Source organism: Fredinandcohnia onubensis, assembly GCF_002734285.1.
Taxonomy (GTDB): domain Bacteria; phylum Bacillota; class Bacilli; order Bacillales; family Bacillaceae_L; genus Ferdinandcohnia; species Ferdinandcohnia onubensis_A.
This window is the reverse complement of sequence record NZ_NSEA01000016.1, coordinates 37,852-63,165: the sequence shown is the minus strand read 5'-3', so window position 1 is coordinate 63,165 and position 25,314 is coordinate 37,852. Positions and strand designations below refer to the sequence as shown.

The window sequence follows — 25,314 nt, the reverse complement described above, 5'->3', positions numbered from 1 at the left end:
AAATAGAACAAATTGGCATTTTGGCCTTCGAAAGTGTTTGCGTATTACCTAAATTTAGAAAGTTTTTTCAAAAGACAGTCGCAAAAAAGAAGTCTTCAGCGTACATGTATAGTAATTACTTGGCGGAGCTGGTTTCTCCATCCAAACTCCCCAAGAAATCATTTTCTCCCATAGTGTCCTGGCCACTCAGGCACTTATCGAACTCTGTTGTGTGGAGGCGTCTCCATCCTTCACAGTAGCAGGGTTCGAAAACCTATGTATTTTTCCAACTAGGAGTGAACATAATTTGGATCCTAAATCTTCGGGTAAGGATATTTCGATTGATCAAAACCAGGTTAGAAGAGCGTTAATTCGTGCTTATATGAAAGGCGAAAGAAGTACAGATATAGATATGAAGAAATTTATCAAAGACATAGCTAACGATATTAAAGGCTCACCTACAGCATAGCCAATAACGGGTAAGCCAACACATAGATTTGGGACAAGGGACCTGTCTAACACTGTCTACCTATGAGGTGGCAGTTTTTTTATTGGGCATAAAAGGACATGTTATACTACTTTTGGCTTATAGAAATAATAAATTTGGGTCATAGATAATCGTGTGTTTTTTTGGCATAATTGTTTCCACAAACATTACAGTTGTTTGTGGTTACCCAGCATTGGTCAGTGGTTTTCAAGCCATTCGACTAGTCTGGGTTTTTATGCGGATTGAGTGTATTCGTTTTCAATGGTATCATTTGTTATTTTTTCATAGTACATATATTATAATAATAACAGACAAAAATTTACAGAATGTTATGATAAGGGGGAGAAGTGTGAAGCTTCCAATGGTGTCCTCCCATAAGCGGGAGAACTATGCAAGGATCTATATGATTTTAATTGCAATACTTGGTTGGACAGTTGTAGGGTATTCGTTTTTTATTATTGAACCAACTGATGAAATTGCGATTCTCCTATTACTTACAGCATTTTTAGCGTTAATCGAGTATTTTCCGATTCAGCTCTTGAGAGGCTCCACGACGATTACGTTTCCTTTTATCTTCGTCATGCAAGCGCTATTTGGGATATCGTATCCAATTATCATTTATGTGACAATCGTGTTAATCATTAATATCCTTCGTCAACGTCCGCTAAGAATTGTCCTGTTTAACCCGGCTCAGCTAGCGGTCAGTGTATTTCTTGCAGACTACATATTAAAAAATACAACGATCACCCAGGTTCTTGCGACGAACAGTGGATTTTTGACAGGTATCCTTACATATGGTCTTTTTGTTTCACTCTTTTTTATTATAAATAATCTAATTGTTGATTTTGTCCTGCTGATTCGTCCACAACCTTATCCATTTTACATGTTTAAAGGAAAGACTTTAACAGAGTTGGGTAGTGCATTCATTTCCTTATTATATGGGGTTATCATGGCTTTTCTTGATGGTCGAACCGTTGACGTGTTCTCACTATTCTTCTTTTTCTCGCCATTGGTAGCAGTATCGCTCCTGTATTCGGTCATCTCCACACTTGAAAATGAAAAGAAACGTTTAAATGCGCTGTTTGCAATTACAACAGGTGTGAATAAGAAAATCCATTCAACCGAGTGGATTGAGACGTTTAAAAATACATTTTCTCAAATCGTTGATGTGCAAGCTCTTATGCTTTGGGTGAAAGAAAATGATGTGTGGAAGATTTTGTATTATGATGGAAGGGTCACTCCGAAGGATGCCTTAACAGGTGAGGCATTGGCCCGTTTTGATGGGAAAAAGCAACCTATTGTCTATCAGGACAGGGTAAGAAAGCTTGGACCCATTGATGAATTTTTTAAAAAAGACATGAAGGCCTTTGTGTATTCACCGATGGTCGTCGAGGACGAAACAATTGGAATGCTCGTCGTTGCGAAAAGTCGTGCGCGTAGCTTTGGGGATGACGAAATCCACTCGATTGCGACACTTTCTAACCAGCTGGCGGTTGCGGTGAAGACGAGATTTTTAATAGAAGAGAAAGAAAAACGGATTATCCTCGAGGAGCGCAACCGGATCGCGCGGGGGATTCATGATGGTGTTGCCCAGACTCTAGCCGGTGCGGTCATGAAGCTTGAAACGGCCGAACGTAAATTTAATCGAAATCCGGAAGAAACAATCAAACTCATCCGAGATAGCATGGATAAATTAAGACTTAGCTTGCGAGAAGTTCGCGAATCTATTTACGAGTTGCGACCATATCCGACCGAACGTGTGGGGTTATCAGCTGCGATTAAAAAGCGAATTGAAATGGTAAAAGATGAGTATAATATCGAGTTTTCGTTTGATATAAGAGGTCAAGAAGTTCCACTCAGTTCGATGGTTGAGAAAGAATTGTTTGATATTTTTCAAGAGAGCTTGCAAAACACAATCAAGCATGCAAAGGCCACAGAAATTGAAGTTCTGTTAAGCTATCAAAAGGAGCATATTGTTTTAAAAATCAAGGACAATGGCGTAGGGTTTTCACTGTTTCAGGCGATGGTCAAGGCGCAAAACAATCCTCATTTTGGCATTTTAAATATGAATGACGCCGCAGAAAAAATCAATGCAACTCTCCAAATTGATTCTAAAGAGGGCGAAGGTACTGATATCACATTAACTGTTCCAAAGATGGGACTTGAAGGAGGTAGTACTGTTGATCAAGCTTATGCTGGTGGATGATCATGCTGTGTTACGTGACGGACTTAGAAATATATTAGAGTTAGAGGACGATATTCGCGTTGTCGGCGAGGCGGTTTCAGGTGATGACGCACTGAAGAAGGTACCCATGTGTGAACCAGATGTGATTTTAATGGACATCAACATGCCTGAGAAAAATGGAGTGGAAGTGACGGGTATTCTCAAGAAAAAATATCCTTCGATTAAGGTACTGGTACTGACCATGCACAACCATGACGAGTATTTCATGGCCGCGATTCGCGAGGGTGCTGACGGATATTTGCTAAAGGATGCACCATCAGAGCAGGTCGTCGAAGCGATTCGTACAGTCGCACGTGGCGAGTCTGTGATTCATCCGTCGATGACGAAAAAGCTTCTCAATTTCCATCAACAACAGCAGGAGCAGCCAAAGGAAAACGTGCTAACAGAGCGGGAAATGGAAGTTCTCCAATGCCTGGTGGAAGGAATGAGCAACAAAGAAATCGCGGATCGTCTCTTCATCAGCGACAAAACCGTAAAAATTCACGTCAGCAAGATTTTCAAAAAATTCGACGTCAAAAGCCGATCCCAAGTCGTCATCTACGCCGTACAAAACAAACTAGTTCCCATGCAAAACCCTGGGATTTAAGAGTAAGGACCAGGGGGACGGTTCTATTGGTTCCATTTTTATGAAAAGGGCTAACAGCCATAAATTTTATTTATTGTCCATATTTTACCATGTAGACATAAAAGCCATTAAGTCGTTTGACTTAATGGCTTTTATCTTTTTTCATCCAGATTGCCATCGGGAGGTAGGTGATGAGAAATACGATAATACCAGCGACTTCGAGGGTTAGATAATACGTAATGCCGGAGCCGAAATAGGACAGGATCGTTGTGGCTTCAGTTGGGTTTGCTAGATAAAAGAAATTTGTGTCGAGAAGGAGATTGATGAAAAAGATTGGCACAGCGATTAGGTTAAGGAGCAAGAAAGCGGTCCAGACAGCTTTTCGCGGAACACGATAGCCCTCGTAAAAAATGAAATAGAGCACGGACCAGGCAATTGTAGCGTGATGGAGGAAGTACTTTAGGAAGCGGTAGTGCGGGAAGTCATGGAATAGTTCGGGAGTCACTAGGCTTAGAATCGGTGGGAGCAATCCTGTAAAGAACACGAGGTAGAATGCTTTTTTACTAGGCTTTAAGAATAGGAAGATACAAATAAAAGTGCTAATGGAACAAAGGTGTAGCGGGAGGGAGCCGATTTCCCATTGATTGGTCGCAACTAGCCAAATTTGGTGTGACACTTCACTAGCGACCAAGATGCTGAAAAATGTCCATTTGATGATTGACTGATATGGTTCGAGCTTCTCTCTGAAGGCGATCAGCAGGAAGGTGAGGATCGTAAAAATTAGAAGCGTCACAATATGAGTCAAGGAAAACAACTCAAACGTCTGCATTCCTTCAGCTGAAAACATACTGCCACCCCATTTCTAAATGGTTTCTATTAGTCTATTCGGGGGTTGGTGGAGTTTAGACGTTCGGACAAATTGGGGGAATTAGATTTTTTTTGTAGAATGGTTGCTGAACCTAGCGTGGGTATTGGTTTGTCCGATATATTGTGGTTTGTGTCCGATATAATTAGAATTGTGTCCGATAAAATTTGGACTATGTCCGATATCGGGCTAACTCTGTCCGATATATTCTCATATATGTCCGATAACCTAAATAACACCCTGGTTTGGAGTTGCAAGTGGGTCGCGGGGACAGGTCCTTCGTCCCAGGCAAACAAAGGTTGCTCGTGGATGAAGACCATTTTGAGCAAAAAATAGAGTCAAAGAGTCCTTCATAAGCGTGATGAAGACCATTTTATGCAGAGAAAAGAGTCGAAAAGTCCTTCATAATGGAATGAAGAACTTTCACGGCGAAAATCCCGATGGAAAAGTTCTTCATCCCCCGCGCCCTCGCTGGCCAATGTGGAACCACGAGAACCGTCCCCTTGGTCCAGCCCCACCACCTAATGATACGACCACAAAATCGTCCAGTCGCCGTCTTCGTTTACGACGAAGATGTCTTGCTGGATGGTGAAGGTGCCGTATGTGCTTTTGTAGGTTTGGGTGATGGGCACTTTATAGACGTCGTGAAAGGTTGTGGTGTTTTTGGCCATTTGCCAGCTTTTGAGGTGTTCAACGTCTTCTACCGTAAATTTGAAGGTATCGGTTCCGAAGTGACCCACAAAGACATGGTTGCGCTGCTGGATGTAGTCGGCTTTCTCAAACCGCTCCTGCATCAGGGGATGGAACAATTCCCATGAGCTCCCGAAATCCGCATCTTGTTCGAATGTATAAAAGGAGTGGACAATCTCCTTCGCATCCTCCTCCGGTGATGACCGAAACAATGAAATAAGCAGGAACACAATCAGTATAGCCCCAACTGAAACCAGAATCAGATGAATTGGCACGCCTTGTCGTCGTCTCATATGTAAACAAAAGCCTCCTTAAGCTTGTTTACTAATATGGATATGCCCTTGGAAAGTTGTCCTAGTACAAGAACAAAATAACTTTCTGGTTAGGAGGACAGGTCCTTCGACCCGCGCAAGTGGGACAAGGGACCTGTCCCTGTGTCCCAAAGACAATAAAAAAGCTAGAGTTTAGACTCTAGCGTTGGTTTTACTGAATCGAGTTAGAAATGGACGGCGTGGGCCGTTTTTGACTCGTATGAAATAAATCCGATCTTCGAGTCGTTTGTAAAAGCGAACTCCGACGATACTGAATGGTGTCCAAATTTCTTTAAACGTATAATAAGGCACTTTTAGAACTCCTCCCCCATTTTTTAAAAATGATCTCTATTTATCATTAATATTTTTGAATTATCTGAAACTAATAATTATAGAATAGCATGTCCAATTTGCGTAAAATGTGGAAACGTGTAGAAAAAAATTAAAATTTTTTATGCATTTTTAGACAAAAATCGCTAAAAAAGGCCTGTTTTAGGAAAGTTGCCCCAAAAAAACACCAATAATCGCTATAAAAATACACCAATTTTCCCAATATACATTTTTCTAATACATTGGTAGTATATAATTATAGTAAAATACTAGATTGGTAGGATCTCCTGTCGAACTAGTGTATTCATTATTGTTAGTTAATGTAGAGAATGGGGTTTTCTACATTTGACTATAAATTTTTTACCTGTAGACTTTTTTCTCTTTTGCCCTGCTCCAGTGCGAGTAGGGTCTTTTTTTGCAGTTTTTTCAAAAGGTGAAGGAAGTGTATACTACTTATAAAAGCCGGCAGAAAGAGGGGAGACAGTTGGATCAACGTATATTGCCCGCGTCTACGACGATGAAGGAGTTCGAGTCCTTTTTAAAAAGCAAATATGAAATTGGGGTTTTTACGGAAATTCACATTGCTCAGCTGAAAAATATTAATCGAATGGCAAGGGAAAATGGGAAGAAGATGATCTATCATGTGGATATGGTACAGGGGATAAAAAATGACGAGTATGCGACCGAATTTATCTGCCAAGAGTTTCGACCATATGGGCTGATCTCGACGAAATCAAGTGTCATTCTAAAGGCGAAGCAAAAGGGAGTTTTCGCGATTCAGCGGATGTTTTTAATTGATACTCATGCTCTTGAAAAAAGCTATAAGTTGATTGCGAAAAATAAACCTAATTACATTGAGGTGCTGCCTGGAGCCGTGCCTTGGATGATCAAAGAGGTTAAGGAAACGTTAAATATTCCAGTGCTTGCGGGTGGACTCATTCGGACGAAAGAAGATGTGCAACGAGCACTTGAGGCAGGGGCGACGGCGATTACGACGTCTAAAAGGGAGCTTTGGGTATAACGCTAAAGCTCTATTTGCATTATTTTGGCATAATTTGTTGGTAAGTTTTTATAAAAACGCTTTCATTATTCCGTTATAATGTAGGTAAGAGAAGATGAGGGGGGCGAAGTGATGGAAGAGAATACGAATCCATTGGCAGTTGGCATGGTATGGGGAACGACATTGAGCATACCCTTGTGGATCGCGTTTTTTGGTTGGATTAAGCTTCTATCACAGCTCTTCCTATAAACGGATATGAACCATGGGGACGGTTCACATGGTCCCTGTCACTTCAGGAGACCAAGAGAACCGTCCCTGTGGTTTCTTAGCCACTTTCTTTCGAATTCGGCTTTTGGGAGTGGCTTGCTGTAGTAGTAGCCTTGGCCAAAGCTGCAGCCTTCTTGGATGAGGAAGTCGAGTTGTTCCTTCGTTTCGATGCCCTCGGCGACGACTTTGACGTTCAGGTTATTGGACATTTGGATAATCATTCTGATGATACTTTTGGATTCTTTTTTAAAATCTTTGATGAACGACTTGTCAATTTTCACACAATCAATTGGCAGTTGGTGAAGGACACTTAGGGAGCTGTAGCCTGTGCCGAAATCGTCAAGACTGATGCTGATTCCGAGCTTCTTCAATTGCAGCACATGATCAATTGATTTTTCCAAATTGAGTAAGGCGCTTTCGGTGATTTCGATGTCTAAGCTGTTGAGACAGGCAGCCCCTCCTGCATTCACATCCTGGATAAAACGAAAGAGATTCTGCTTTTCAAAATGCTTCGCTGAAATGTTTACCGAGATTTTTCCGAACGTAAAACCTGCGTCTGCCCATGTATGAATCGATTCTAAAACTTGTGTAATAACCCACTCACCGACATCTACAATTAGGCCAGTTTCCTCCAACACATGGATAAAGACATCCGGACTAACCATCCCTTTTTTAGGGTGATTCCAGCGTAATAGAGCCTCAGCGCCACGAAAAATGCCAGTTTGGATATCAAATTGTGGTTGATAATATAGTTCAAATTGTTTTTTTTCTAAGGCTTCCTTTAGGTCCTGCTCAAGTTGGAAGCGTTCCTCGACCTTTTTTAAGAGTGTCTCGTGATAGAACACAATGTCGCTTCCGTCATTTTCTTTGGATGCATACATCGCAAGGTCGGCCTTCTGAAGTAATTCTTCTATGGTTTTGGCGTCGAATGGGAAACGTGCAATCCCAATGCTTGCAAAAACCTCTAAAGTAAACTCCTGATAGGTGATGGGCAGGCGAATTTTGTCAGCAATTTGAATTGTCATTTTTTTAAGCTTCTCTTTCTCCACGACTGGAAAAGCAACGGCAAATTCATCTCCACCAATGTGGTAGGCAGAACCATGGTCCTTTGTTTCCCTAAGCCGGTTGGCGACCTCGACTAAAACAGCATCCCCAGCTAAATGTCCGTACCTGTCATTGGTCTTTTTAAATTCATTTAAATCAAGGTATACAAGGCTAAAAGGGATTTCTTCCGACATGTTTTTGGCCATATCCTCACTAAGCTTTCGTTTGTTCGGTAGATTTGTGAGGGGGGCATGGTAGGCCATGAATTGAACTTTTTCCAGATTTCTTTTTTCTTCGGAGATGTCTTTAATCATCCATCATGATAATCGCGAGCGGGTTTAACTCATAGAGAGAGCGATAATAACGCTCCTGACTTTCTAGTTTTCTTTGTTCAGCATGAAGCTCTTGCTTGTACCGCTTAATCATATATACGTTCAGAATTATAATAAAAAATAGCACTATAAAAATGGACAATAGGGCATGTGCAATATTGTATCCAGGCATCAAAATAGAAATCATACGTACACCTCAGTGACATGCAAATGTACGATTAGTATGAGCCAATCGTGGGAATTTAATGGGACTGCCGAGAATTTTTTCTTTTTAGGGTATAAGATAGGTGAAAAGGGGTCATCCTGTATAATGTATTCCCCCCCTTTGTTATATATTTTTGTTGACCTCCCTAGTGGAGGTATTTTTTTTGCCCAAAATTTTAAATGTGATGCCCCTTTTTGCCCCTCACCCCTCTATAACAAGAGTGTAAAGGAGGTGAGGGACATGGCAGCAAAACAAGAAATTCTAGATACACAATTACGTCTAGTGTTTGAAAACGGTGTGGATGGTAAGGGTAAGCTCGTTTATAAAAACAAAAACTACAATAATATTAACCCTTCTGTATCAGCGGATGATTTACATGCAGTTGCGACAGCAATCATCGGTCTTCAAACATTAGATCTATCTGACATCGAGCGTAATGATAGCTTTATGTTAGTAGGCATTGCTGAGTAATTTTTAAGATGAATTTTGAGAAAGGGGGAGTAACGAATGGCAAAAACACTAGAAATGCAGTTTACGAATATGGCTGGAAAAACAGCAACCGTATCGATTGAAAATCCAGTGGAACCTGTAGATGTGGTAGCTCTTTCGGCAGCGATGGATCTGATTGTAGCAACAGATGCATTCCTAACATCGGGTGGGCCAATTGTTTCAAAAAAGGGTGCACGTATTGTAGAACGTAATGTTGAAGAAGTTCAACTTTAATTAAAATGGAGCCAGCTCTCTTTTGGGAGTTGGCTCTACTTATAGAGAGGAGGAAAATGAGATGGATCAGCTACTGCCTTTTATCCAGGAGGTTGGTTTTCCTGTCATCGTGACATTCTATCTGCTACATCGAATCGAATCAAAGCTCGATAGTGTCATAGACTCGATTCAAATGCTGCCAAATAGCATGAAGGCCGAACCACCATTTGAAACGAAGAAAAATATATCGTAGAGAACAGACACCTGACTTGGATGAGTCGGGTGTTTTTTTAGGGGTAAACTGGTCTAAAGTCTAAAAAAAGGAATGAATAAAGGGGAAGTTGAGAAACTAAGACGAGAAGTATTGATAATGAGGTGTTTCGTTTGGAGATTCGAGGGTATAAGCTTGAAAAACATAATAATGAATATACATTAGTCGTCTATGTGGAGTCTCATATGACAGAGTTTGCATCTGAGTTTGGCAACCATTTTCATGAGGAAAAAAAGGACTTGAACACACAGATTCGCCATCTTGTAAAAGAAAAATTCCCGCACCTGCCAGTTAGGGTGGCAAAGGTGTTAGCGGGTTCGATGCTGATCACCACTTTTTACTTAGGTGCAACCGCGCCGAATGTGGGGGCGCAAACCACCAGTGGTCAAACGCAGTCAATCAATGATATGTATACAGTAAAAGCAGGTGATACGCTGTACTCAATTGCAACCCGTTACAATGTATCGGTCGATTCGATCAAAAAAGTCAATGGGCTTACATCGAATATGTTAGTTGTCGGCCAACAACTAAGGCTACCGTTCTTTACATATAACGTAAGCTCAGGCGATACACTGTATCACATTGCAAAGCGATATAACACTACAGTGGACCAAATTCGCAGTACAAACCAATTAAAATCAGACATGCTGATGATTGGCCAAAAACTGAGAATTCCGCAACTCCAGGCGGCAAGTACGACAACACCACCGCCAGCGGAAGAGAAAATACCTGTAGAGGAAACTGTACCAACACCGGCACCAACGCCAGTAACATCGACTTATACAGTCATAGCGGGCGATACGTTGTATGGGATTTCTGTAAAACTTGGTACGACCGTTGAACACTTGAAGTCACTAAATAATTTGACGACAAATGTCCTTAGCATTGGGCAGGTGTTGAAGGTTCCTAGGACGACGGGCCAAGTGCAGCCTGTGGAAACGGCTCCGACACCGACTGAACCCGTGCCTACACCGACTGAACCAGAACCTGCGCCGACGAGTCCAGCTCCAGTTACGTCGTATACTGTATCGGCGGGTGATACCTTATATAGTATATCGCAACGATTTGGCGTATCGGTAAGCGATATACAGGCTGCAAACAATTTAACATCAACAAATTTATCAATCGGCCAGGTGTTGACGATACCGGGAACGACTTCGCCAGCAGCACCGGTGCCTCCATCAGACGAGCCCGCGCCACAACCTGCCGACACCATCGCGCCAATCGTACCAACACTTGCACCGATTCCATTGGTTTCAACAGCCAATCAGTCGAATCTTAATGTGACGGGTACGACCGAGGCAAACGCGTTGGTAACGATCCGAATAACGGACGAAATTAATGAGCCTAAGACCATTCAAGTCAAAGCCGATGCAAATGGTGCATTTCAGACAGGAATTGATCTGTCAGGGTTCCGCGATGGCTCACTAACTATTACAGCAACAGCAACGGACGAAGCAGGAAATAAGAGCACGGAAGCAATCCAAACTATTAAAAAAGACACAAAAATAGATGCACCAACAATAGTCAATACGCAAATCATCAACAGCCAATCCACGACCGCTTATCCAGTACGAGGTACGGCTGAACCTGCATCACGTGTGCAGATTGTTTTTTTTGATGGAGTGAATGCACCGATTACCACGGAGGTTCTGGCGAATGAAAAAGGAGAATTCAGTGCGTTAGTTAACCTTGGCAAATTACGTGACGGTCCAATTTCAATCACGACAAAAGCCGTGGATTCATTCGGAAATGAAAGTGGTATGACAAAACTTACAGTGAAAAAGGATACCACAATTGATGCACCCGTTTTTCAGGAATTTCCGAACATCACTAGTGAGAATGTTAACGGTTATACATTCGCGGGCACAGCGGAGCCAAAATCAACCATTACGGTTCGTGCCTCTGATGGTGTTAACCCAGCTGTGGAGGCGACGATTACAACAGGTGAGAATGGTGATTTCCTGACAAATCTTGATATATCAGGTCTAAATGACGGAGCAATCACGTTTACTGCTATTGCCACTGATGAAGCACAAAATAGCTCGAAACAGCAACAAGTTACCGTAACAAAGGACACCTTCGTCGCTGAGCCAGTACTTGATAAAAGGCAAACGGTGACGACGCAAAATGCCAATAGCTATACGTTGGTAGGGATTGCAGACCCAGGCTCGACCGTACAAATTGTTTTGTCTGATGGAGTAAATCCTGAGATGACAGTGGAGGCTGTTGCGAATGACAGTGGTGAGTTTCGGACCAATGTTGACCTACGGACCTTGAATGACGGAGAAATTTTTATCACGGCAAGTGCAATCGATGAGCACGGAAATCGTAGTGAGGTCGAGCAAGCTACCATAATCAAGCAAACGACTCTTGCGCCACCGGTGATCAGCAATACCGAATTGATTAACAGTAAAAATGCATCGAGCTATCACATTTTTGGGATGGCACAGCCGGGGACAACCGTAGATATCACAGTTTCAGATGGGGTGAACCCTGATATTATCACATCAACAACAGCGAATGAAAACGGTGAGTACAATATCGCAGTTGATGTGAGCGCTTTGTTAGATACGAGCCTAACGATTTCGGCGTTTCAAACGAGTGCAGCCGGTATAACAAGTAATGTCAGCAATAGTACGGTTGAAAAAGATACGCAGGCGCCGACCGCGCCCATTTTTCACAACGATCATTTCATCACTACAGAAAATCAAGCGAACTACGAGTTGGTCGGAAATGCTGAGGCAAACACGGACCTCCAAATTCGTATTTTTAATGGCAATGGCCAGGAAAAAACGGTTACTACAACCACAAATGAAAACGGGGAATACCGTGTGCCAGTTGACCTAACGGAATTTTCAGATGGGGATTTATCGTTTGAGTTGAACCAGGTCGACCAAGCAGGGAATGTGAGTCCTGCAGTAACGAAGACATTGGTCAAGGATACAGTGGGGCCAAACGCGATTAGGATGGAAACTCCACTGCCGATTTTTTCGGATAATGTTCTGGTGTATCCAATTCGAGGTGTAGTGGAGCCACATGCCATAGTGGTCGTCGAAATTTCTGACGGTGTCAATGCGGTTACGAAAACGATTGAAACAGATGGCGACGGCAAGTTTGAGGAAATCTTTGACTTGAGTACGCTCAGGGATGGCGAGCTCACAGCTACTTTACGAGCGACGGATAACGCGGGTAATGTTGGTGAGGCGCAAACCTTTACCCTAGAAAAAGATACAGCAGCACCGGCTGGTGTGGTGACGAATCGGCCTACCTATGTCAACAGCGGGAACCAGACTAATTTTACAATTACGGGCTCAAGCGTTGAAGAAGGCGCAACTGTTGAGATGATTGTGAGTGATGGCACGAAAACGGTGAGGCAGACTGCTCAGGTTGTGAATGGGGCTTTCGGGGCCAATTTTAACCTGTCAGGGCTGAAGGATGGGACGCTGACCTTTGAAGCTCGACAAACTGACCGTGCTGGAAATAGAAGTATCGCTGAAGCGACAACCATTGTGAAGGATACGGTAGTTGAAAATGCGCTCGCAACGAAAAATGGCTTCCGTTATGAAAACCTGCAGTACATTTATACCGTCATTGGAACCGCTGAGGCAAAAGCGAAAGTGGAAGTTTCCCTTTTTGATGCAGATAAAAATGTGCTTGTAACGCGAATTGCGAATGCGGACAAGAGTGGATATTATTCCGTTGATGTATTTGTCGACAATGCCTCCAAGGTTGCTTCGGCGTCTGTTACTCAAACCGATGTTGCTGGAAATACGAGTGAGGTGACGAATGTTTCATTAAGCTCGTACACAGTCACACAGGGTGATTCCTTGTATGCCGTGGCGAAGCGCTATAATACAACTGTTGATGCATTGATGTCGCTGAACAATTTGACGAGTGACACGATTCAGCCGAACCAAACATTGCGCCTGCCGATCACGGCGAGTGAAGTTGTCAATCTTGGCTATATGTATTTTGGTAATACGAAGCAATATGTGAATACGGTAAATTCGACGGGGCATGCGGTGAACATTGTGTCGCCAAGTTATTTTGATATCAATACGGATGGAACGCTGAAGCTCACTTACCAGGTCGATCCTAATTTTATCGAGACGATGCACCGCCAAGGAATTCGCGTGGTTCCATTTTTAAGTAATCATTGGAACCGTGATGTTGGTCGTGCGATGCTTGCAAACAAGGAGTTGGCCGCTCAACAGATTGCCGATGCGATTGCGCGCTACAACTTGGATGGGGTCAATGTGGATATTGAAAATGTGACCGATGCAGATCGCGCAAACTATACCGAATTTGTAAGGCTGCTGCGTGAAAAAATACCGCCGACAAAGGAAGTTTCGGTTGCGGTTGCGGCGAATCCAAATGGCTGGGCAGCAGGCTGGCATGGGTCGTATGACTACACAAGTCTTGCGAAATATGCAGATTATCTCATGATTATGGCGTACGATGAGAGCTATCAGGGAGGCGACCCTGGCTCGGTCGCAAGCTATTCTTGGGTTGAAAAATCAATCCAGTATGCGCTAGCGCAGGATGTTGCGCCAGATAAAGTTGTCCTTGGAATCGCGCATTTTGGACGCTATTGGATTGAGGGTCAAAGCTATGGAGGCTTCGGAATTTCGAACACGCAAGTTCAGACTATGATTGACCGCTATAATGGGACTGTTGTGTTTGACGAAGTGAGTAAGACGCCAAAGGGGATTGTCACGATTAAGGCAGGCGATCCCGTGACATATGTAAATGGGTCCGCGCTTTCTCCGGGAACCTATACGATATGGTTTGAAAATGAAGAGTCGATTCAAGCGAAACTTGAGCTTGTCAGCAAATATAATATTCGCGGTGTCGGCAACTGGAGTCTTGGCCAGGAAAACAAAAATGTCTGGAACAGCTACACGACGACATTGCCAAACACTGTTCCGGTCGTGTCACCAGTGTACACGGGACCAGTTCAAAACTATAAAACGTACACCGTATCGGCAGGCGATACGCTCTGGGGAATCGCCAATCGAAACGATACGACTGTTAGTGAGTTAAGGGATGCAAATGGTTTAACAACGGACACGCTGTTCGTGGGCCAAGTATTGCGGATTCCGACGGACGAAGCAACTATAGTTACACCACCTGCTACGCCTGCGCCTGAAACTGGCACAACTGCAACGGTGTATACGGTGAATTATACAGTAGTAGCGGGCGATACGCTGTCAGGAATTGCTGTTAAAACTGGCACAACCGTGACCGCCATTAAAAATGCTAACAACTTATCATCGGACATGATCTACGTTGGGCAAGTATTAAAAGTGCCAACAAATGTCGTGGTTCACACAGTGGCATCCGGCGAAACCTTGTACAGTATCGCCAAGCGATATAACACTACGGTTGCTAATATTAAAACAACGAACAATCTAACAAGCGATATACTCAGTATCGGACAAACGTTGAAGATACAGGTTTAGGTTGAAGACCCGAATGCCTTTCGTGGGCGTTCGGGTTTTTGGTGTGAGGGCGGTGAATATGGGCTAGTGGCAGTAAATTGGGATTAGTGGCAGTATTTTTGGGATAGTGGCAGTATTTTGAGATTAGTGGCAGTAAATTTGTAATAGTGGCAGTATTCGTGCTACTGACAGTATTTTTGAAATGGTGACAGTATTTCTGGGATAGTGACAGTAAATCGCCGTTGCGTTTACCTCTCAAAATTTGAAGCAAATCGCTATCGTCTATAAACTCATTTTATCAGCCATATTTTTCGATTATCAGCCGAAAATTTCATTTATTGGCCGTAATTTTTAATTATTAGCCGTAAATCTTGGTTCGGGTTTTTTAGATTGTCTTTATTTTAGTAAAAACAATCATTCACTAGTGTTGATTGCAAAAAAAAGTGGCGAAAATTCAATTTATCGCAGAAAAGATAAAAATATTACCAATAGAATGAATTTATTGCGAATAGGTCACAACGCCCACTTAAATATCCAAAAAATGTGATATGATAGTGTCATAGGATATCAGAGAAGGGTGAATGAATTTCATGAAGGTAGCGGGACGGAATAACCAATGCACGTGCGGAAGTGGGAAAAAGTATAAAAGATGCTGCGGACGGTCTGCGGTAGTTTCCATTGATCAAGTCGTTGAGAATGAACTGAACGATGTCCAACATGATATGTTCCAGTATGCCATTCATTTGTATGATGAGTTTTTTGATGACGTTTTGGATGAGTATGGTGATATTTTTGATGAGCTACCAGATGATGTGTACGATTTATTTTCATTCTTTTCACGCGTTTGGATAATTAGTTCGATTCCGGCCGATGGCAAAACGATTTTAGAAGAGTATGTCGATACGTACGGTCCAAAATTTAACCGGCCACGAACACGGGACCTTATACAGAGATGGAAGGCTGCAAGACCTTCTGCTTATACGGTAACTGAGGTTGATGAGCGGAGAACGTATATGACGGTTCGGGATATTTTTACGGAAGATGAGCATCAGGTGCGAATTTATGAGACGGAAACAGATGTGGAAGCAGGCTATTTTGTGTTCGGAATGTTACTGCCTGCAGGTGCGAACTCAATCTTTTTTCCGACATTTCTTGAATTACCAACGGAATTTTCGGGTGATATGCGTACTATGATTCTCGAACTTTTTAAACAAAGCGGTGAGATGAGTCCGGTTGAGTTTATGTCCAATGAATTTATCGATGTATTCATGGTTTTTATGTTCGGAAAGGCAAAAGTAAGTGCGGATGATTACCAGTGGCAGACGCCCAAACAGCAAGAGGTCGCTGAGATGTTTCAGATTCGGATGAAGGAGTACGATTACGGCGAGGAGATTGTTGGAATTGGGCTTTCGTTATGGCATAAATACTGCAAGCGCAAAAATCCAAGGATCATTAAAACGGGTATTTACGAGGCGGCATTGGTCTACATGCTTGAAATGATATATCCGTATGAGGGTCTTTCTACGCATGAAGAGCTTGCTGAAGAATTTGATGTGTCGCCAAGCAGCATTTCGACAAAATTTAGGGAACTGGAAAAAGTCCTTCAGGAAGAACTCGAGAAATACGATGAAATCATCAATGGCCCTAATATAGATGATGAATTTTTGTTCGATTAATAAAAAACAATGACAATCCATTTAATGGGTTGTTTTTTTGTGGGTTAAAAGAATTATTCATCCGACCTTAGTACTATTTTTACAGAAAATAAAGGAATTTGTCGATTTTTGTGTAATTTGTGGAATGAAGCTACTAATGGGAGGGTTTGGAATGAGGAACTTTGTCAAAGTTTTGGGAATCGTGCTTGTGTTGTTAATGCTTGTACTACCTGGAAAGACTGCATTTGCCCATGGGGATGGGGATGATTGCGGATGTGGCGACTATTTACAAGGAGCAGAGCGTAACAAGGTAGTAGCGAGCATATTGAAGTCAGATGCGTTTAAAGTGGTAAAAGCAGATAAAAAGATTGAGGGATACCAGTTTGCCGGGGCTAATAAGGTTATGGCAGTTAAAATGCCAGGACCTGATGGTATAATTTACACAATGGTAGCTGTTCCGTTTGTTCATGAAAATGGTGAAGTGTTATTATCAGTTTTTGCAGATGGAGTTCATATGGGTGACGGACCTCCTCCAGTACAATAAATAAGTTTCAGCCCCTAACAAATCGTTAGGGGTTTTTTGTTGAAAAATTGTAACAATTTTCCTTTGCAAAATTTGCTGAATAGTGTAAAATGGATTTTAATTGGAAAATGAGGATGGTAGGTAAAAGGTATGAGTTCTGAACAACTTTTAAAAATAATGGTAGACATTCAGAAAAAGGTAGAAGAAACAACTTCTATCACAACAGAAGAGGTTATGCAGGATCTAATTGGTAAATTAAAAGATTGTCAGTCTGTATAATTTTATAAATATTGCTTATATGAAGTCAGAGGGTGAACTCTGGCTTTTTTGTTTTTACATTAAGATATAGCCCTTTCACAATCTCCTAAAATATGAGAATATGTAATTGTTGAGTATCTAAACAATTTAGGAGGAACTCTGATGACAAAGGTTCGTTTTGGTGTTTTATCAACCGCAAAAATTGCGAGAAATACATTGATTCCAGCGATGGAGCGTGCACATAATGCAGAGGTTGTGGCTGTTGCGAGTGAAAGCGGGAAGGCAAAAGACTTTGCTGCTGACCTTAGTATTCCTAAACATTATGAATCATACACAGAACTATTGAATGACCCTGATATCGATGCGGTGTACATTCCGCTTCCCAATCAACTACATAAACAATGGGCGATCGAAGCAGCGAAGCACGGCAAACATGTACTTTGTGAAAAGCCGGCTGCTTTGACCTCACAAGACGTGGAAGAAATGGCGGCAGCTTTTAAAGAAAACAATGTGATTTTTATGGAAGCGTTCATGTATCAGTTCCATCCGCAGCATAATCGTGTGAAGGAAATCATCGAGGCCGGCGAAATTGGTGATGTGAAGCTGATTCGCTCAACTTTCTCCTTCCTCCATGACTTGAATTCTGGCAGCATCAAGATGCAAAAAGGTCTTGGCGGCGGAGTGTTATATGATGTGGGTTGCTACTGCATTCATGCTAGTCGCTTGATTACGGGGGAAGAGCCGGTTGAAGTGAAGGCTAATGCTAACATTCACCCTACTCATAACGTCGACATTACGGCAGCGGGCACTCTGAAGTTTGAAAGTGGAGTGATTGCGAACTTTGATGTTAGCTTTGAACAACCATTTAAGGCGCAGTATGAAGTGGTCGGCACGAAAGGCACGATTGTAGCGAAGCATGCATTCCGTCCTGACAATGAAGGTGGAAACGGTGTGCTTGTGGTGAACGGTGAAGGTGGCCAGCGTGAAGAAACAGTGCAAGGTGACCAGTACAAGCTTCAGGTGGAGCATTTTGCAGAAAGTGTTCTTTCTAATAAGCAGCCAATGTACAGCGTTGATGAAACGTTGAAAAATATGCGAGTAATCGAGCAGGCACTTGCTTCAGCTCGTAACTAAAAGTCAGCCCCCGGGCTGGCTTTTTTTGTGTCTTCCTCGTTTGCTGATTTTAGCCTAACTACCCTCACTCGAAACTATCAAAATTTTTCTATCAAACGTGTATATCTAGCAAAAATCCGGCAATACTAGATTACTAGTGATGGAACGTAATAGAAGGAACCAAGAGAACCGTCCCCGTGGTTCCATAATAATGGAGGGATTCAAATGATGAAGGTGAATGTGGAGTTGCCTGAGGTGCTACCGGCAAATAAGGAAGATTTTATGAAATTGTTGCTCGATTTAGTAGTGAAAAAGTAATGGGAATTATGATGTGGTGTATTGTTGAGAAGTAGAAAAACTTATATACTAATAGAAGAAAACGTATATCGGAATAGGGCAAACTCTCCGAAAGGATTGGACGCAAAGCTAAGGGTCTACCGTACACTGTACCATGATCGCCTGGCTGCCAATAATGTACGCATGTTGGGCCATTCTTTTAGTGATTGGTCTTATTTTTTTGCCTGATTTTCTACTAATCAACGAGGAAGAGGTACCATAGATGAAAAGTATTCGAACGAGGTTGTTTGCTAGTTTTTTTGCCATTATCATCCTTTGTATAGGCTTAGCGACCTATAATTACATAGCTGTGTCCAATATGAATCAGAAGACGGATGAGGTTGTGTCTGAGGAACTCTCCGTTTTACTAGAATATGATAGTTTGAAATACAATATTGCCCAGAGTATAGCGCTTGCGAGAGCATATGTGCTTTATGGGGATATTTCCTATAAAAATGAATACGATGTCTATTCAGTAGAATTTGATTTAACGGATCGAAAATTAAGTGCGATGAAGATAACAGAGGTTGAAGAGCTTATAAGGGAAACGAAAAATTGGCGTGAATTGATGAAGGAAAAAGTTTTCGCTCCTTATGATAGCGGCAATACCGAGCTTGCGATGCATAATTTACAGACGTATATTCAGCCGAAGTCAAATGCGTTGATGGAACAAGTTAAAAAGCTTTCGGATGATCGCGAAAGACAGATCGTTTCAACTGGAGCCGACGTTGTGAAATATGGTCAATCAGTGAACTTCGTAGGCCTTGTGGTCGCAGCAGCTGCGCTTATATTAGGAACCGTGATTTCCATTTATACCTCCGTAGTGATTGCTAGACCTGTGAAAAGTGTCGCAAGTCGTATGAAGGCGATTTCCAATGGTAATCTTCAATCAGAACCAATTAAAACGAAGCTCAAAGATGAAATTGGCCAGCTTGTTCTGGCGGTCAATGAGATGAATGAAAATGTAAAAGGCATGGTTAAGAAAATGGTGGTCGTTTCCGACAATGTCACGGGTCAAAGTGAAGAATTGACCCAGTATGCGGATGAGGTTATGGCAGGCAGTCAGCAGATTGCAGTCACAATGGAGGAGCTTTCACGTGGTGCAGAGGACCAGGCGACGTCTGCTACTACATTGATTGAAAAAATGTCCACCTTCTCGGACGAAATCATGCAGGTTGCGGTTAAGGGCGATAGCATCAAGGAACAATCACAAGGCATGCTTGCGATGACAAACGACGGCAGCTCGTATATGGAAACATCAATTCAACAAATGACTAGCATCCATGAAAAAATGAGACAGTCACACGCACTGGTTGTTGGTCTGGATCATAAAACAAATGAGATTACGAAGCTTGTTAAAGTGATTCAGGAGATTGCGGGGCAAACGAATCTTTTAGCATTAAACGCAGCCATCGAGGCAGCCCGCGCAGGTGAACATGGAAGAGGATTTGCGGTTGTCGCCGACGAGGTTCGAAAGCTTGCTGAACAGGTTGGTAGATCGGTCGCAGAGATCACGGAGATTGTAAAAGGAATCCAAACGGAATCAAAGCAGGTCGTTCAATCCTTAGATGACGGTTATCAATCCGTTGAAGAAGGTACCAACCAGATTCAAACAACCGGTAAAACCTTTAATGAATTGAAAAAGACAATTGAAGAAATCGGTTCACAAATCGAGGCAATGTCAAGCTCGCTATACGGCGTGCTTGACGATACAAGAGAAATTAGCGGAGCCATCGAAGGAATCGCGGCTGTCGCAGAAGAATCAGCTGCAGGCGTTGAACAAGTATCCGCAACCGCCCAGCAATCCAGCAGCTCCATGGAAGAAGTCGCCAAAAGCGCCAAACAACTCGAAGAAAACGCCGGCGAACTAAACCAACTCATCCAAGCCTGGGACAAATAATGGAAAAAAGGGTCCTCGGCCCTCATCCTAGTGTTCGAACACAGGGTCCTCTAGGGACAGGTCCCTTGTCCCAGCTGGGTGATGTAACTTCTCGTGGGATTCCACTTTCCGGTGCTGAAACTAGGAAAGAGAACATGCCGCCTGCCCATGTTAGCCGGTGGAATCCCAGTGTGTGCCAGGGTATATGATAGAAAAAAGGAAGAGGGGAACTCCTTCGATGCTAACTATCGGAGACATTCTTCTCTTTCCAATAAGTTTTATCTTGGTATTCGTTTATGTTGTGGTTTTTTAAAGCGGATAAAACGGAAGTAAACTCAATTATCTCCTTCGCTTTTCTACTACTAAGGAATAAGTATCTTTTACTCATTTCTAAATGGACAATCAATAGGTAAGCAAACTTCAACTGTTGTGCCTTTATTTATTTGACTAGAGATGTTCATAATACCTCCGTGTTGTTCAATGATCCTAAAACAAACCATTAAACCTAATCCAGTCCCAGTTTCTTTTGTAGTATAAAAGGGTTCTCCTAGTTTGGGAATGCTCTCCTCTTTTATCCCTATTCCTTGATCAATAATTTGAATACTTATCATTTTGTTATTGATTTTCTTAGCCTTAATATTAATTTTCCCACCATTTGGCATAGCTTCTATCGCGTTTTTGATAAGATTGATAAAAACTTGTTTTAACTGATTTTGCTCACAATTGATGAACGGTATATCTAAATCATATTCTGAAATAAGTTGTATACCTTTTAATGTGGCCTGGGTTTCAAGAATTGACATGATATTATTTAGTATAAGTTTTATATTTTGCGATTCATACTTTATTACTTGTGGCTTTGAAAGAATAAGAAATTCACTCACAATCAGGTTAATTCGATCTATTTCCGATAACAAAATATCTGCATGATGTTTATCAATATCTGTCATAAGTAATTGAACAAAACCTTTAAGAGTTGTTAATGGATTTCGAATCTCATGAGCCACTCCGGCTGCTAACAGACCTACAGCTGCCAGCTTATCGGACCTTCTTAACCTTTCCTCTGCTAATATAGACTCAGTGATGTCCTTTGTAATTTGATGGATTCCAATACATTGATGATCAATTATGATAGGTATCATTTTTAACTCAATTACTCTGTTACTACCATCTTTATGAATCATTGATAGGGTAGATTCTTTCCATTCTCCTTGGCTAACACGCTTAAACTGCTCCCTGTATAAATCTAGGTCTTCTGGAGTGATAATAGAATCCCATTCCTTTTGTTGGAGCTCTGTAATCGTATAACCAAGTATATTCTCTGCAGCTGAATTTGCCTCGATTAATTTCCTGTCTAAATCAAATGTAAAGATGGGGTCAGAATTATGCACAAATAATGACTCAAAACGTTGTTCGCTTTCCTTCAGACGTTTTTCTAATAGTTTACGATTCTGTTCCTGGCTATGTGTAAGTAATTCCTCTACTTTTTTACGTTGATCGATATCGATATCAATTCCGTTTATCTTTATAAGATTTCCGCCCAAGTCAAAAATAGGGGTAATACGTTTTTGGATCCACTTTAATTGACCATTTGGCAGTAGTATTCGGTACTCTGCGATGCATTCTTCTCCTTTTCTTAACTTTTGCTCTAATTCGTATACAATCTTCATGTCCTCCGGGATAACGACTTCTTTCCAGAACATAATGTTTTCTTTAAATTCAGTAGGTGAATACCCATAGACATCACTAATTTTTGATGAAACCATTAATCTGTCAGTATGGAAATCATATGAGTAAATTGCAGCATCTACACTGTTAAAAAGATCATTTAATTCCTTATCTTTTTTCTGTGCTTCCTTAGCGTAATATTTAGCTTTATCATATTGTAACCCAGTCAACCATACGGGATAAACCATTATTGCAGAAATAATGTATTCGAATACAGGTACGTACCCCAATTCAACATAATCAAAAGTTTTAAAAGCAGCGGTTACAACAACATAAATCAACATCATAATTATTCTACCTGTATATTTCATCATTAAACTCCTTCTAAAAACCATTACAATAAATATCTTTCAGAACGGAAAAAAGTTATAACGAACTGATTTTATCAGGAATTACTCATAAAAAATAGGAATTTTGTCAATCTTTTTTAACGCCTCATCACAATTAGTTCATGTTAGTGTAAAAAATGATTTATATAGGGGCTCTTTAGATGAACAATCTAATAAATAGAAAAATGCTCAGGCATTATACGCCAGAGCATTTTGGTTAATTCAAATGTTCCTGTAATTTTATCAACAATTATACTTTTTGTACTTCCAGACAGAACCTGTCGGTGGCATCCTTTACTCTTTTACACTCATTTTTACATTACGAAACATGAATTTAGTTTTTTCCTGTTTGTTTGTGAGTACCATCGCGTCAATCTGAGAGGTGGTATCCTGCAGCTCGACCTCAAGCTGGATGGTCCGCCACGGATCATGTAAGCCTATCACTGGGGATACCGTCTCAGCTAAAAAAGTTCCTCGCGCATCAGTCTCATCCACAAGTAAGTAAACGGCGGCCTCGCCCTTTACCTGTACCTCAAATACAATCGTTTCTCCACCTTTTACCCCTCTAGGTGAAAAAACAAACCCTTCGTTTTCCTCAGCGCCATTCGTTTTTACCTCAAATGTACCGTCCTCGACCTGTACAACCGTTGCGCTCACACCAAAAAACGGTGACTTCTTCTCCGCAGCAGAAGCAGGCGAAACCGAAAGAAACAATAATGCTATACAAAGTAAAAATTTGAATTTCATCATAAAGACCTCCTTTGGAACAATGAGCCTGTCTCATTAGTATGTGGAAAAAGGAGGAAAACATGTAAGAGGGTATTATGACATGTAAAAACATTATTGGTACGGTATGTATAATAGGTACATATGGTAAGTATAGTTAATAAAATTATTTGGTTTTATCCTATTCATTTTTGTTTAATTAAAAGTATAATTAATTTAAATAATACAGGAGGTGTTCAAATGTCAATTTCAGAAAAAATTTTAAAAGAGCTTGAGATGTTAGGTGAGGAGGAGAGACAAAAATTAATAGAAATAATTAAAGATAAATACATGTCAAAGGATGTTATCCTGTTAAGCAAAAGTTATGATTGGTGGAATAACGAGGAGGATGACATCTATAATGAAAGATAAGGTTAAACAGGGTGAGGTATGGTTAGCAGATGTTGTTTTTAAAGGAAGCCCTCAAACAAAGCAACGCCCAGTAATAATTGTTGGAAACGAATTGGCTTTGGATATTGATGTTATTGTTGCTCCAGTTACTAGCCAACAACCAAGAAAACAATTTGATATTGTAATCGAATATTGGGAAGATGCTGGGTTATTAAAACCATCCGTGGCAAGAACTGCTAAAATTATATCAATACAGGGTTCCGAATTAATTCGTCAATTAGGAACTCTCCATAAACATGACCTTGAACAAGTTTTAAAAAGTTGCAGGAGTTTGTTTTAGTTATCTGAAGAAATACATATCATCTTAAAAGTCTCCAACTAAAGTTCTCCAAATAAAAAACAACCGATATAAACCGGTTGCCTACTAAAATCTTTTATTCCGTTACTTTGTAGTGGGTCAAGGGACCTGTCCCTGTGACCCACTGAAACAGGACCCCTTTGCCTACCAACTATTCGATTTCTAAGTGTTTTTTCAAGCGGGATGAGACAGCTTGGCGTTCTTCTTCGGAAACGATCCAGTACCATGCGTCTAGGGTTTTGCCGACACCATCGATGCTGAATTGCTCGATGTTATGACGAGCACCCTTATAGTTTGCCTGAATGGTTTTCATTTCATCAAAGGAAATATCGGTCTTGACGTTATTGCCAAGTGCACCGAGAATGTCATCTATTTTTGTAACAGAAGTGATGCTTGCACCTTTGTCGATGATCCCTTGGATAACCTGCTTTTGTCGATCCTGTCGACCGAAGTCACCGCGAGGATCGTCGTATCTCATTCGTGCATATTTAAGGGCTTCTTCCCCGTTTAGGGTTTGAGTTCCCTCAGAGAATGATGCACCCTCATACGAGAACGCAAATGTGCTGTTCACTTGTACTCCACCAAGCGCATCAACGATTTGCTGTAAACCTTCCATATTTACCTTCACATAGTAGTCAATCGGTACATCTAGAAAGTTCTCAACGGAATCAATCGTCATATCGACGCCGCCATAAGCGTACGCATGGTTAATTTTATCCTGAATCCCTTTGCCAACAATTTCAACGCGCGTATCACGCGGAATGCTCAACATCTGCATGGAATTCGTATTAGGATTAACACTAACCACAATTAGCGTATCAGTACGACCCTTGTCGCCCGAGCGTTCATCAACGCCCATAAGCAGAATCGAAATCGGATCCTTTTTACTGATATCGATCTGTGTGGTTCGTTTGTCGGAAGGGGCCCGGTCTTCATGCATCTTTCCAACCGTACTCGCCACTGATTGGTATAAATAAACGGCGTATCCACCGACAGCTAACAATAAAACAAGAGCAATTGTTCCAATAACTTTTGGCCATTTCCGTTTCGGTTTTTGTTTCGAATGGCGGTCAACTCGACTCATTTCAATCAACACCTTTTTTAGATTAGGATAATCAAAAACTGCACAATATATTAGACGTTTTATAGGCAGGAAAGGTTTCAGTTTTGGGACAAATATTGTCTGTACCCTTCGAATTATGTCGAAAATGTACAGCGAGAGGTGGGTATGGTATTTTAAAATTGGAAGCGTTTAATTAGAAGGTTGCTAGGGGTTGAAAGT

General features: G+C 41.5%; 23 protein-coding genes and 1 riboswitch. Of the genes, 15 read left to right on the top strand and 8 right to left on the bottom strand.

Annotation, left to right across the window (positions count from 1 at the left end):
* Positions 1-286 precede the first annotated feature (286 nt).
* The 3 genes from CKJ95_RS23485 to CKJ95_RS16350 all read left to right on the top strand — a co-directional run bounded on the left by CKJ95_RS23485 (position 287) and on the right by CKJ95_RS16350 (position 3,297).
* On the top strand, positions 287-448 hold the full coding sequence (locus CKJ95_RS23485; RefSeq protein WP_165918276.1) for a hypothetical protein: 162 nt from the start codon (positions 287-289) through the stop codon (positions 446-448).
* Between the two features lie 367 nt (positions 449-815).
* Positions 816-2,672: a GAF domain-containing sensor histidine kinase gene (locus CKJ95_RS16355; protein ID WP_099354527.1), complete on the top strand. Its 1,857-nt coding sequence runs from the start codon at positions 816-818 to the stop codon at positions 2,670-2,672.
* Positions 2,647-3,297 carry a response regulator gene (locus tag CKJ95_RS16350; RefSeq protein WP_099354526.1) on the top strand — a complete coding sequence of 217 codons (651 nt, stop codon included), beginning with the start codon at positions 2,647-2,649 and terminating at the stop codon, positions 3,295-3,297. The genes CKJ95_RS16355 and CKJ95_RS16350 overlap by 26 nt, the downstream gene beginning before the upstream one ends.
* A 121-nt stretch (positions 3,298-3,418) precedes the next feature.
* Here the strand turns inward: CKJ95_RS16350 and CKJ95_RS16345 are convergent, their stop codons facing one another.
* The 3 genes from CKJ95_RS16345 to CKJ95_RS23480 form a co-directional block, all read right to left on the bottom strand.
* Positions 3,419-4,123, bottom strand: a complete 705-nt coding sequence (locus tag CKJ95_RS16345; protein WP_099354525.1) for a YwaF family protein — start codon at positions 4,121-4,123, stop codon at positions 3,419-3,421.
* Between the two features lie 539 nt (positions 4,124-4,662).
* Positions 4,663-5,124: a hypothetical protein gene (locus CKJ95_RS16335; RefSeq protein ID WP_099354523.1), complete on the bottom strand. Its 462-nt coding sequence runs from the start codon at positions 5,122-5,124 to the stop codon at positions 4,663-4,665.
* Positions 5,125-5,295: 171 nt separating this feature from the next.
* A complete protein-coding gene (locus tag CKJ95_RS23480; RefSeq protein WP_180271552.1) occupies positions 5,296-5,454 on the bottom strand; it encodes a hypothetical protein in 159 nt (52 codons plus the stop codon).
* A gap of 502 nt (positions 5,455-5,956) precedes the next feature.
* On the opposite strand from CKJ95_RS23480, the gene CKJ95_RS16330 reads away from it, so the two are divergent.
* Complete coding sequence (locus tag CKJ95_RS16330; protein WP_099354522.1) at positions 5,957-6,493, top strand: glycerol-3-phosphate responsive antiterminator; 537 nt, start codon at positions 5,957-5,959, stop codon at positions 6,491-6,493.
* A gap of 266 nt (positions 6,494-6,759) precedes the next feature.
* On the opposite strand, the gene CKJ95_RS16325 is transcribed toward CKJ95_RS16330, so the two are convergent.
* Together CKJ95_RS16325 and CKJ95_RS16320 are read right to left on the bottom strand one after the other, a co-directional pair.
* Positions 6,760-8,097 (bottom strand): putative bifunctional diguanylate cyclase/phosphodiesterase, encoded by a 1,338-nt coding sequence (locus CKJ95_RS16325; RefSeq protein WP_099354521.1) that lies wholly within the window; start codon positions 8,095-8,097, stop codon positions 6,760-6,762.
* On the bottom strand, positions 8,090-8,302 hold the full coding sequence (locus CKJ95_RS16320) for a hypothetical protein (RefSeq protein ID WP_099354520.1): 213 nt from the start codon (positions 8,300-8,302) through the stop codon (positions 8,090-8,092). The genes CKJ95_RS16325 and CKJ95_RS16320 overlap by 8 nt, the downstream gene beginning before the upstream one ends.
* A 258-nt stretch (positions 8,303-8,560) precedes the next feature.
* Here CKJ95_RS16320 and CKJ95_RS16315 point away from each other — a divergent pair, with 258 nt between their 5' ends.
* From CKJ95_RS16315 to CKJ95_RS16280, 9 genes are all read left to right on the top strand, one after another.
* Positions 8,561-8,791, top strand: a complete 231-nt coding sequence (locus tag CKJ95_RS16315; protein ID WP_099354519.1) for a DUF1659 domain-containing protein — start codon at positions 8,561-8,563, stop codon at positions 8,789-8,791.
* Between the two features lie 36 nt (positions 8,792-8,827).
* Positions 8,828-9,043: a DUF2922 domain-containing protein gene (locus tag CKJ95_RS16310; RefSeq protein ID WP_099354518.1), complete on the top strand. Its 216-nt coding sequence runs from the start codon at positions 8,828-8,830 to the stop codon at positions 9,041-9,043.
* Between the two features lie 61 nt (positions 9,044-9,104).
* Positions 9,105-9,275: a YvrJ family protein gene (locus tag CKJ95_RS16305; RefSeq protein WP_099354517.1), complete on the top strand. Its 171-nt coding sequence runs from the start codon at positions 9,105-9,107 to the stop codon at positions 9,273-9,275.
* Between the two features lie 131 nt (positions 9,276-9,406).
* Positions 9,407-14,758 (top strand): LysM peptidoglycan-binding domain-containing protein, encoded by a 5,352-nt coding sequence (locus CKJ95_RS23875; RefSeq protein ID WP_099354516.1) that lies wholly within the window; start codon positions 9,407-9,409, stop codon positions 14,756-14,758.
* Positions 14,759-15,318: 560 nt separating this feature from the next.
* Positions 15,319-16,413, top strand: a complete 1,095-nt coding sequence (locus CKJ95_RS16295) for a YecA family protein (protein WP_099354515.1) — start codon at positions 15,319-15,321, stop codon at positions 16,411-16,413.
* A gap of 151 nt (positions 16,414-16,564) precedes the next feature.
* Complete coding sequence (locus CKJ95_RS16290; protein ID WP_142353958.1) at positions 16,565-16,936, top strand: hypothetical protein; 372 nt, start codon at positions 16,565-16,567, stop codon at positions 16,934-16,936.
* A 129-nt stretch (positions 16,937-17,065) separates the two neighbouring features.
* The gene (locus CKJ95_RS23870) at positions 17,066-17,194 is read left to right on the top strand and encodes a hypothetical protein (RefSeq protein WP_257215821.1); all 129 of its coding nucleotides are present in this window, start codon (positions 17,066-17,068) and stop codon (positions 17,192-17,194) included.
* 141 nt (positions 17,195-17,335) lie between these two features.
* The gene (locus CKJ95_RS16285; protein WP_099354513.1) at positions 17,336-18,307 is read left to right on the top strand and encodes a Gfo/Idh/MocA family protein; all 972 of its coding nucleotides are present in this window, start codon (positions 17,336-17,338) and stop codon (positions 18,305-18,307) included.
* A 364-nt stretch (positions 18,308-18,671) separates the two neighbouring features.
* Positions 18,672-18,757, top strand: a riboswitch (cyclic di-GMP riboswitch).
* A gap of 88 nt (positions 18,758-18,845) precedes the next feature.
* Positions 18,846-20,522, top strand: coding sequence for a methyl-accepting chemotaxis protein (locus CKJ95_RS16280; RefSeq protein WP_099354512.1), 1,677 nt, complete (start codon positions 18,846-18,848; stop codon positions 20,520-20,522).
* Between the two features lie 359 nt (positions 20,523-20,881).
* Here CKJ95_RS16280 and CKJ95_RS16275 read toward each other — a convergent pair whose 3' ends face one another.
* Both CKJ95_RS16275 and CKJ95_RS16270 read right to left on the bottom strand, forming a co-directional pair.
* A complete protein-coding gene (locus CKJ95_RS16275) occupies positions 20,882-22,540 on the bottom strand; it encodes a PAS domain-containing sensor histidine kinase (protein ID WP_180271551.1) in 1,659 nt (552 codons plus the stop codon).
* Between the two features lie 312 nt (positions 22,541-22,852).
* Positions 22,853-23,305 (bottom strand): hypothetical protein, encoded by a 453-nt coding sequence (locus CKJ95_RS16270; RefSeq protein ID WP_099354510.1) that lies wholly within the window; start codon positions 23,303-23,305, stop codon positions 22,853-22,855.
* 219 nt (positions 23,306-23,524) lie between these two features.
* On the opposite strand from CKJ95_RS16270, the gene CKJ95_RS23475 reads away from it, so the two are divergent.
* Complete coding sequence (locus tag CKJ95_RS23475) at positions 23,525-23,695, top strand: hypothetical protein (protein WP_180271550.1); 171 nt, start codon at positions 23,525-23,527, stop codon at positions 23,693-23,695.
* Entirely contained in the window at positions 23,685-24,014 is a 330-nt protein-coding gene (locus tag CKJ95_RS16265) for a type II toxin-antitoxin system PemK/MazF family toxin (protein WP_180271549.1), read from the top strand. Before CKJ95_RS23475 ends, CKJ95_RS16265 begins: the two co-directional genes overlap by 11 nt.
* A 169-nt stretch (positions 24,015-24,183) precedes the next feature.
* On the opposite strand, the gene CKJ95_RS16260 is transcribed toward CKJ95_RS16265, so the two are convergent.
* The gene (locus CKJ95_RS16260; RefSeq protein ID WP_099354508.1) at positions 24,184-25,116 is read right to left on the bottom strand and encodes an LCP family glycopolymer transferase; all 933 of its coding nucleotides are present in this window, start codon (positions 25,114-25,116) and stop codon (positions 24,184-24,186) included.
* Positions 25,117-25,314: the final 198 nt, after the last annotated feature.

Bases quoted from the DNA above. Each gene is read 5' to 3' on its own strand.
- CKJ95_RS16345 (WP_099354525.1), bottom strand. From the start codon at position 4,123: ATGTTTTCAGCTGAAGGAATGCAGACGTTTGAGTTGTTTTCCTTGACT.
- CKJ95_RS16335 (WP_099354523.1), bottom strand. From the start codon at position 5,124: ATGAGACGACGACAAGGCGTGCCAATTCATCTGATTCTGGTTTCAGTT.
- CKJ95_RS16325 (WP_099354521.1), bottom strand. From the start codon at position 8,097: ATGATTAAAGACATCTCCGAAGAAAAAAGAAATCTGGAAAAAGTTCAA.
- CKJ95_RS16320 (WP_099354520.1), bottom strand. From the start codon at position 8,302: ATGATTTCTATTTTGATGCCTGGATACAATATTGCACATGCCCTATTG.
- CKJ95_RS16315 (WP_099354519.1), top strand. From the start codon at position 8,561: ATGGCAGCAAAACAAGAAATTCTAGATACACAATTACGTCTAGTGTTT.
- CKJ95_RS16310 (WP_099354518.1), top strand. From the start codon at position 8,828: ATGGCAAAAACACTAGAAATGCAGTTTACGAATATGGCTGGAAAAACA.
- CKJ95_RS16305 (WP_099354517.1), top strand. From the start codon at position 9,105: ATGGATCAGCTACTGCCTTTTATCCAGGAGGTTGGTTTTCCTGTCATC.
- CKJ95_RS16295 (WP_099354515.1), top strand. From the start codon at position 15,319: ATGAATTTCATGAAGGTAGCGGGACGGAATAACCAATGCACGTGCGGA.
- CKJ95_RS16290 (WP_142353958.1), top strand. From the start codon at position 16,565: ATGAGGAACTTTGTCAAAGTTTTGGGAATCGTGCTTGTGTTGTTAATG.
- CKJ95_RS23870 (WP_257215821.1), top strand. From the start codon at position 17,066: ATGAGTTCTGAACAACTTTTAAAAATAATGGTAGACATTCAGAAAAAG.
- CKJ95_RS16285 (WP_099354513.1), top strand. From the start codon at position 17,336: ATGACAAAGGTTCGTTTTGGTGTTTTATCAACCGCAAAAATTGCGAGA.
- CKJ95_RS16280 (WP_099354512.1), top strand. From the start codon at position 18,846: ATGAAAAGTATTCGAACGAGGTTGTTTGCTAGTTTTTTTGCCATTATC.
- CKJ95_RS16275 (WP_180271551.1), bottom strand. From the start codon at position 22,540: ATGAAATATACAGGTAGAATAATTATGATGTTGATTTATGTTGTTGTA.
- CKJ95_RS16270 (WP_099354510.1), bottom strand. From the start codon at position 23,305: ATGAAATTCAAATTTTTACTTTGTATAGCATTATTGTTTCTTTCGGTT.
- CKJ95_RS23475 (WP_180271550.1), top strand. From the start codon at position 23,525: ATGTCAATTTCAGAAAAAATTTTAAAAGAGCTTGAGATGTTAGGTGAG.
- CKJ95_RS16265 (WP_180271549.1), top strand. From the start codon at position 23,685: ATGAAAGATAAGGTTAAACAGGGTGAGGTATGGTTAGCAGATGTTGTT.
- CKJ95_RS16260 (WP_099354508.1), bottom strand. From the start codon at position 25,116: ATGAGTCGAGTTGACCGCCATTCGAAACAAAAACCGAAACGGAAATGG.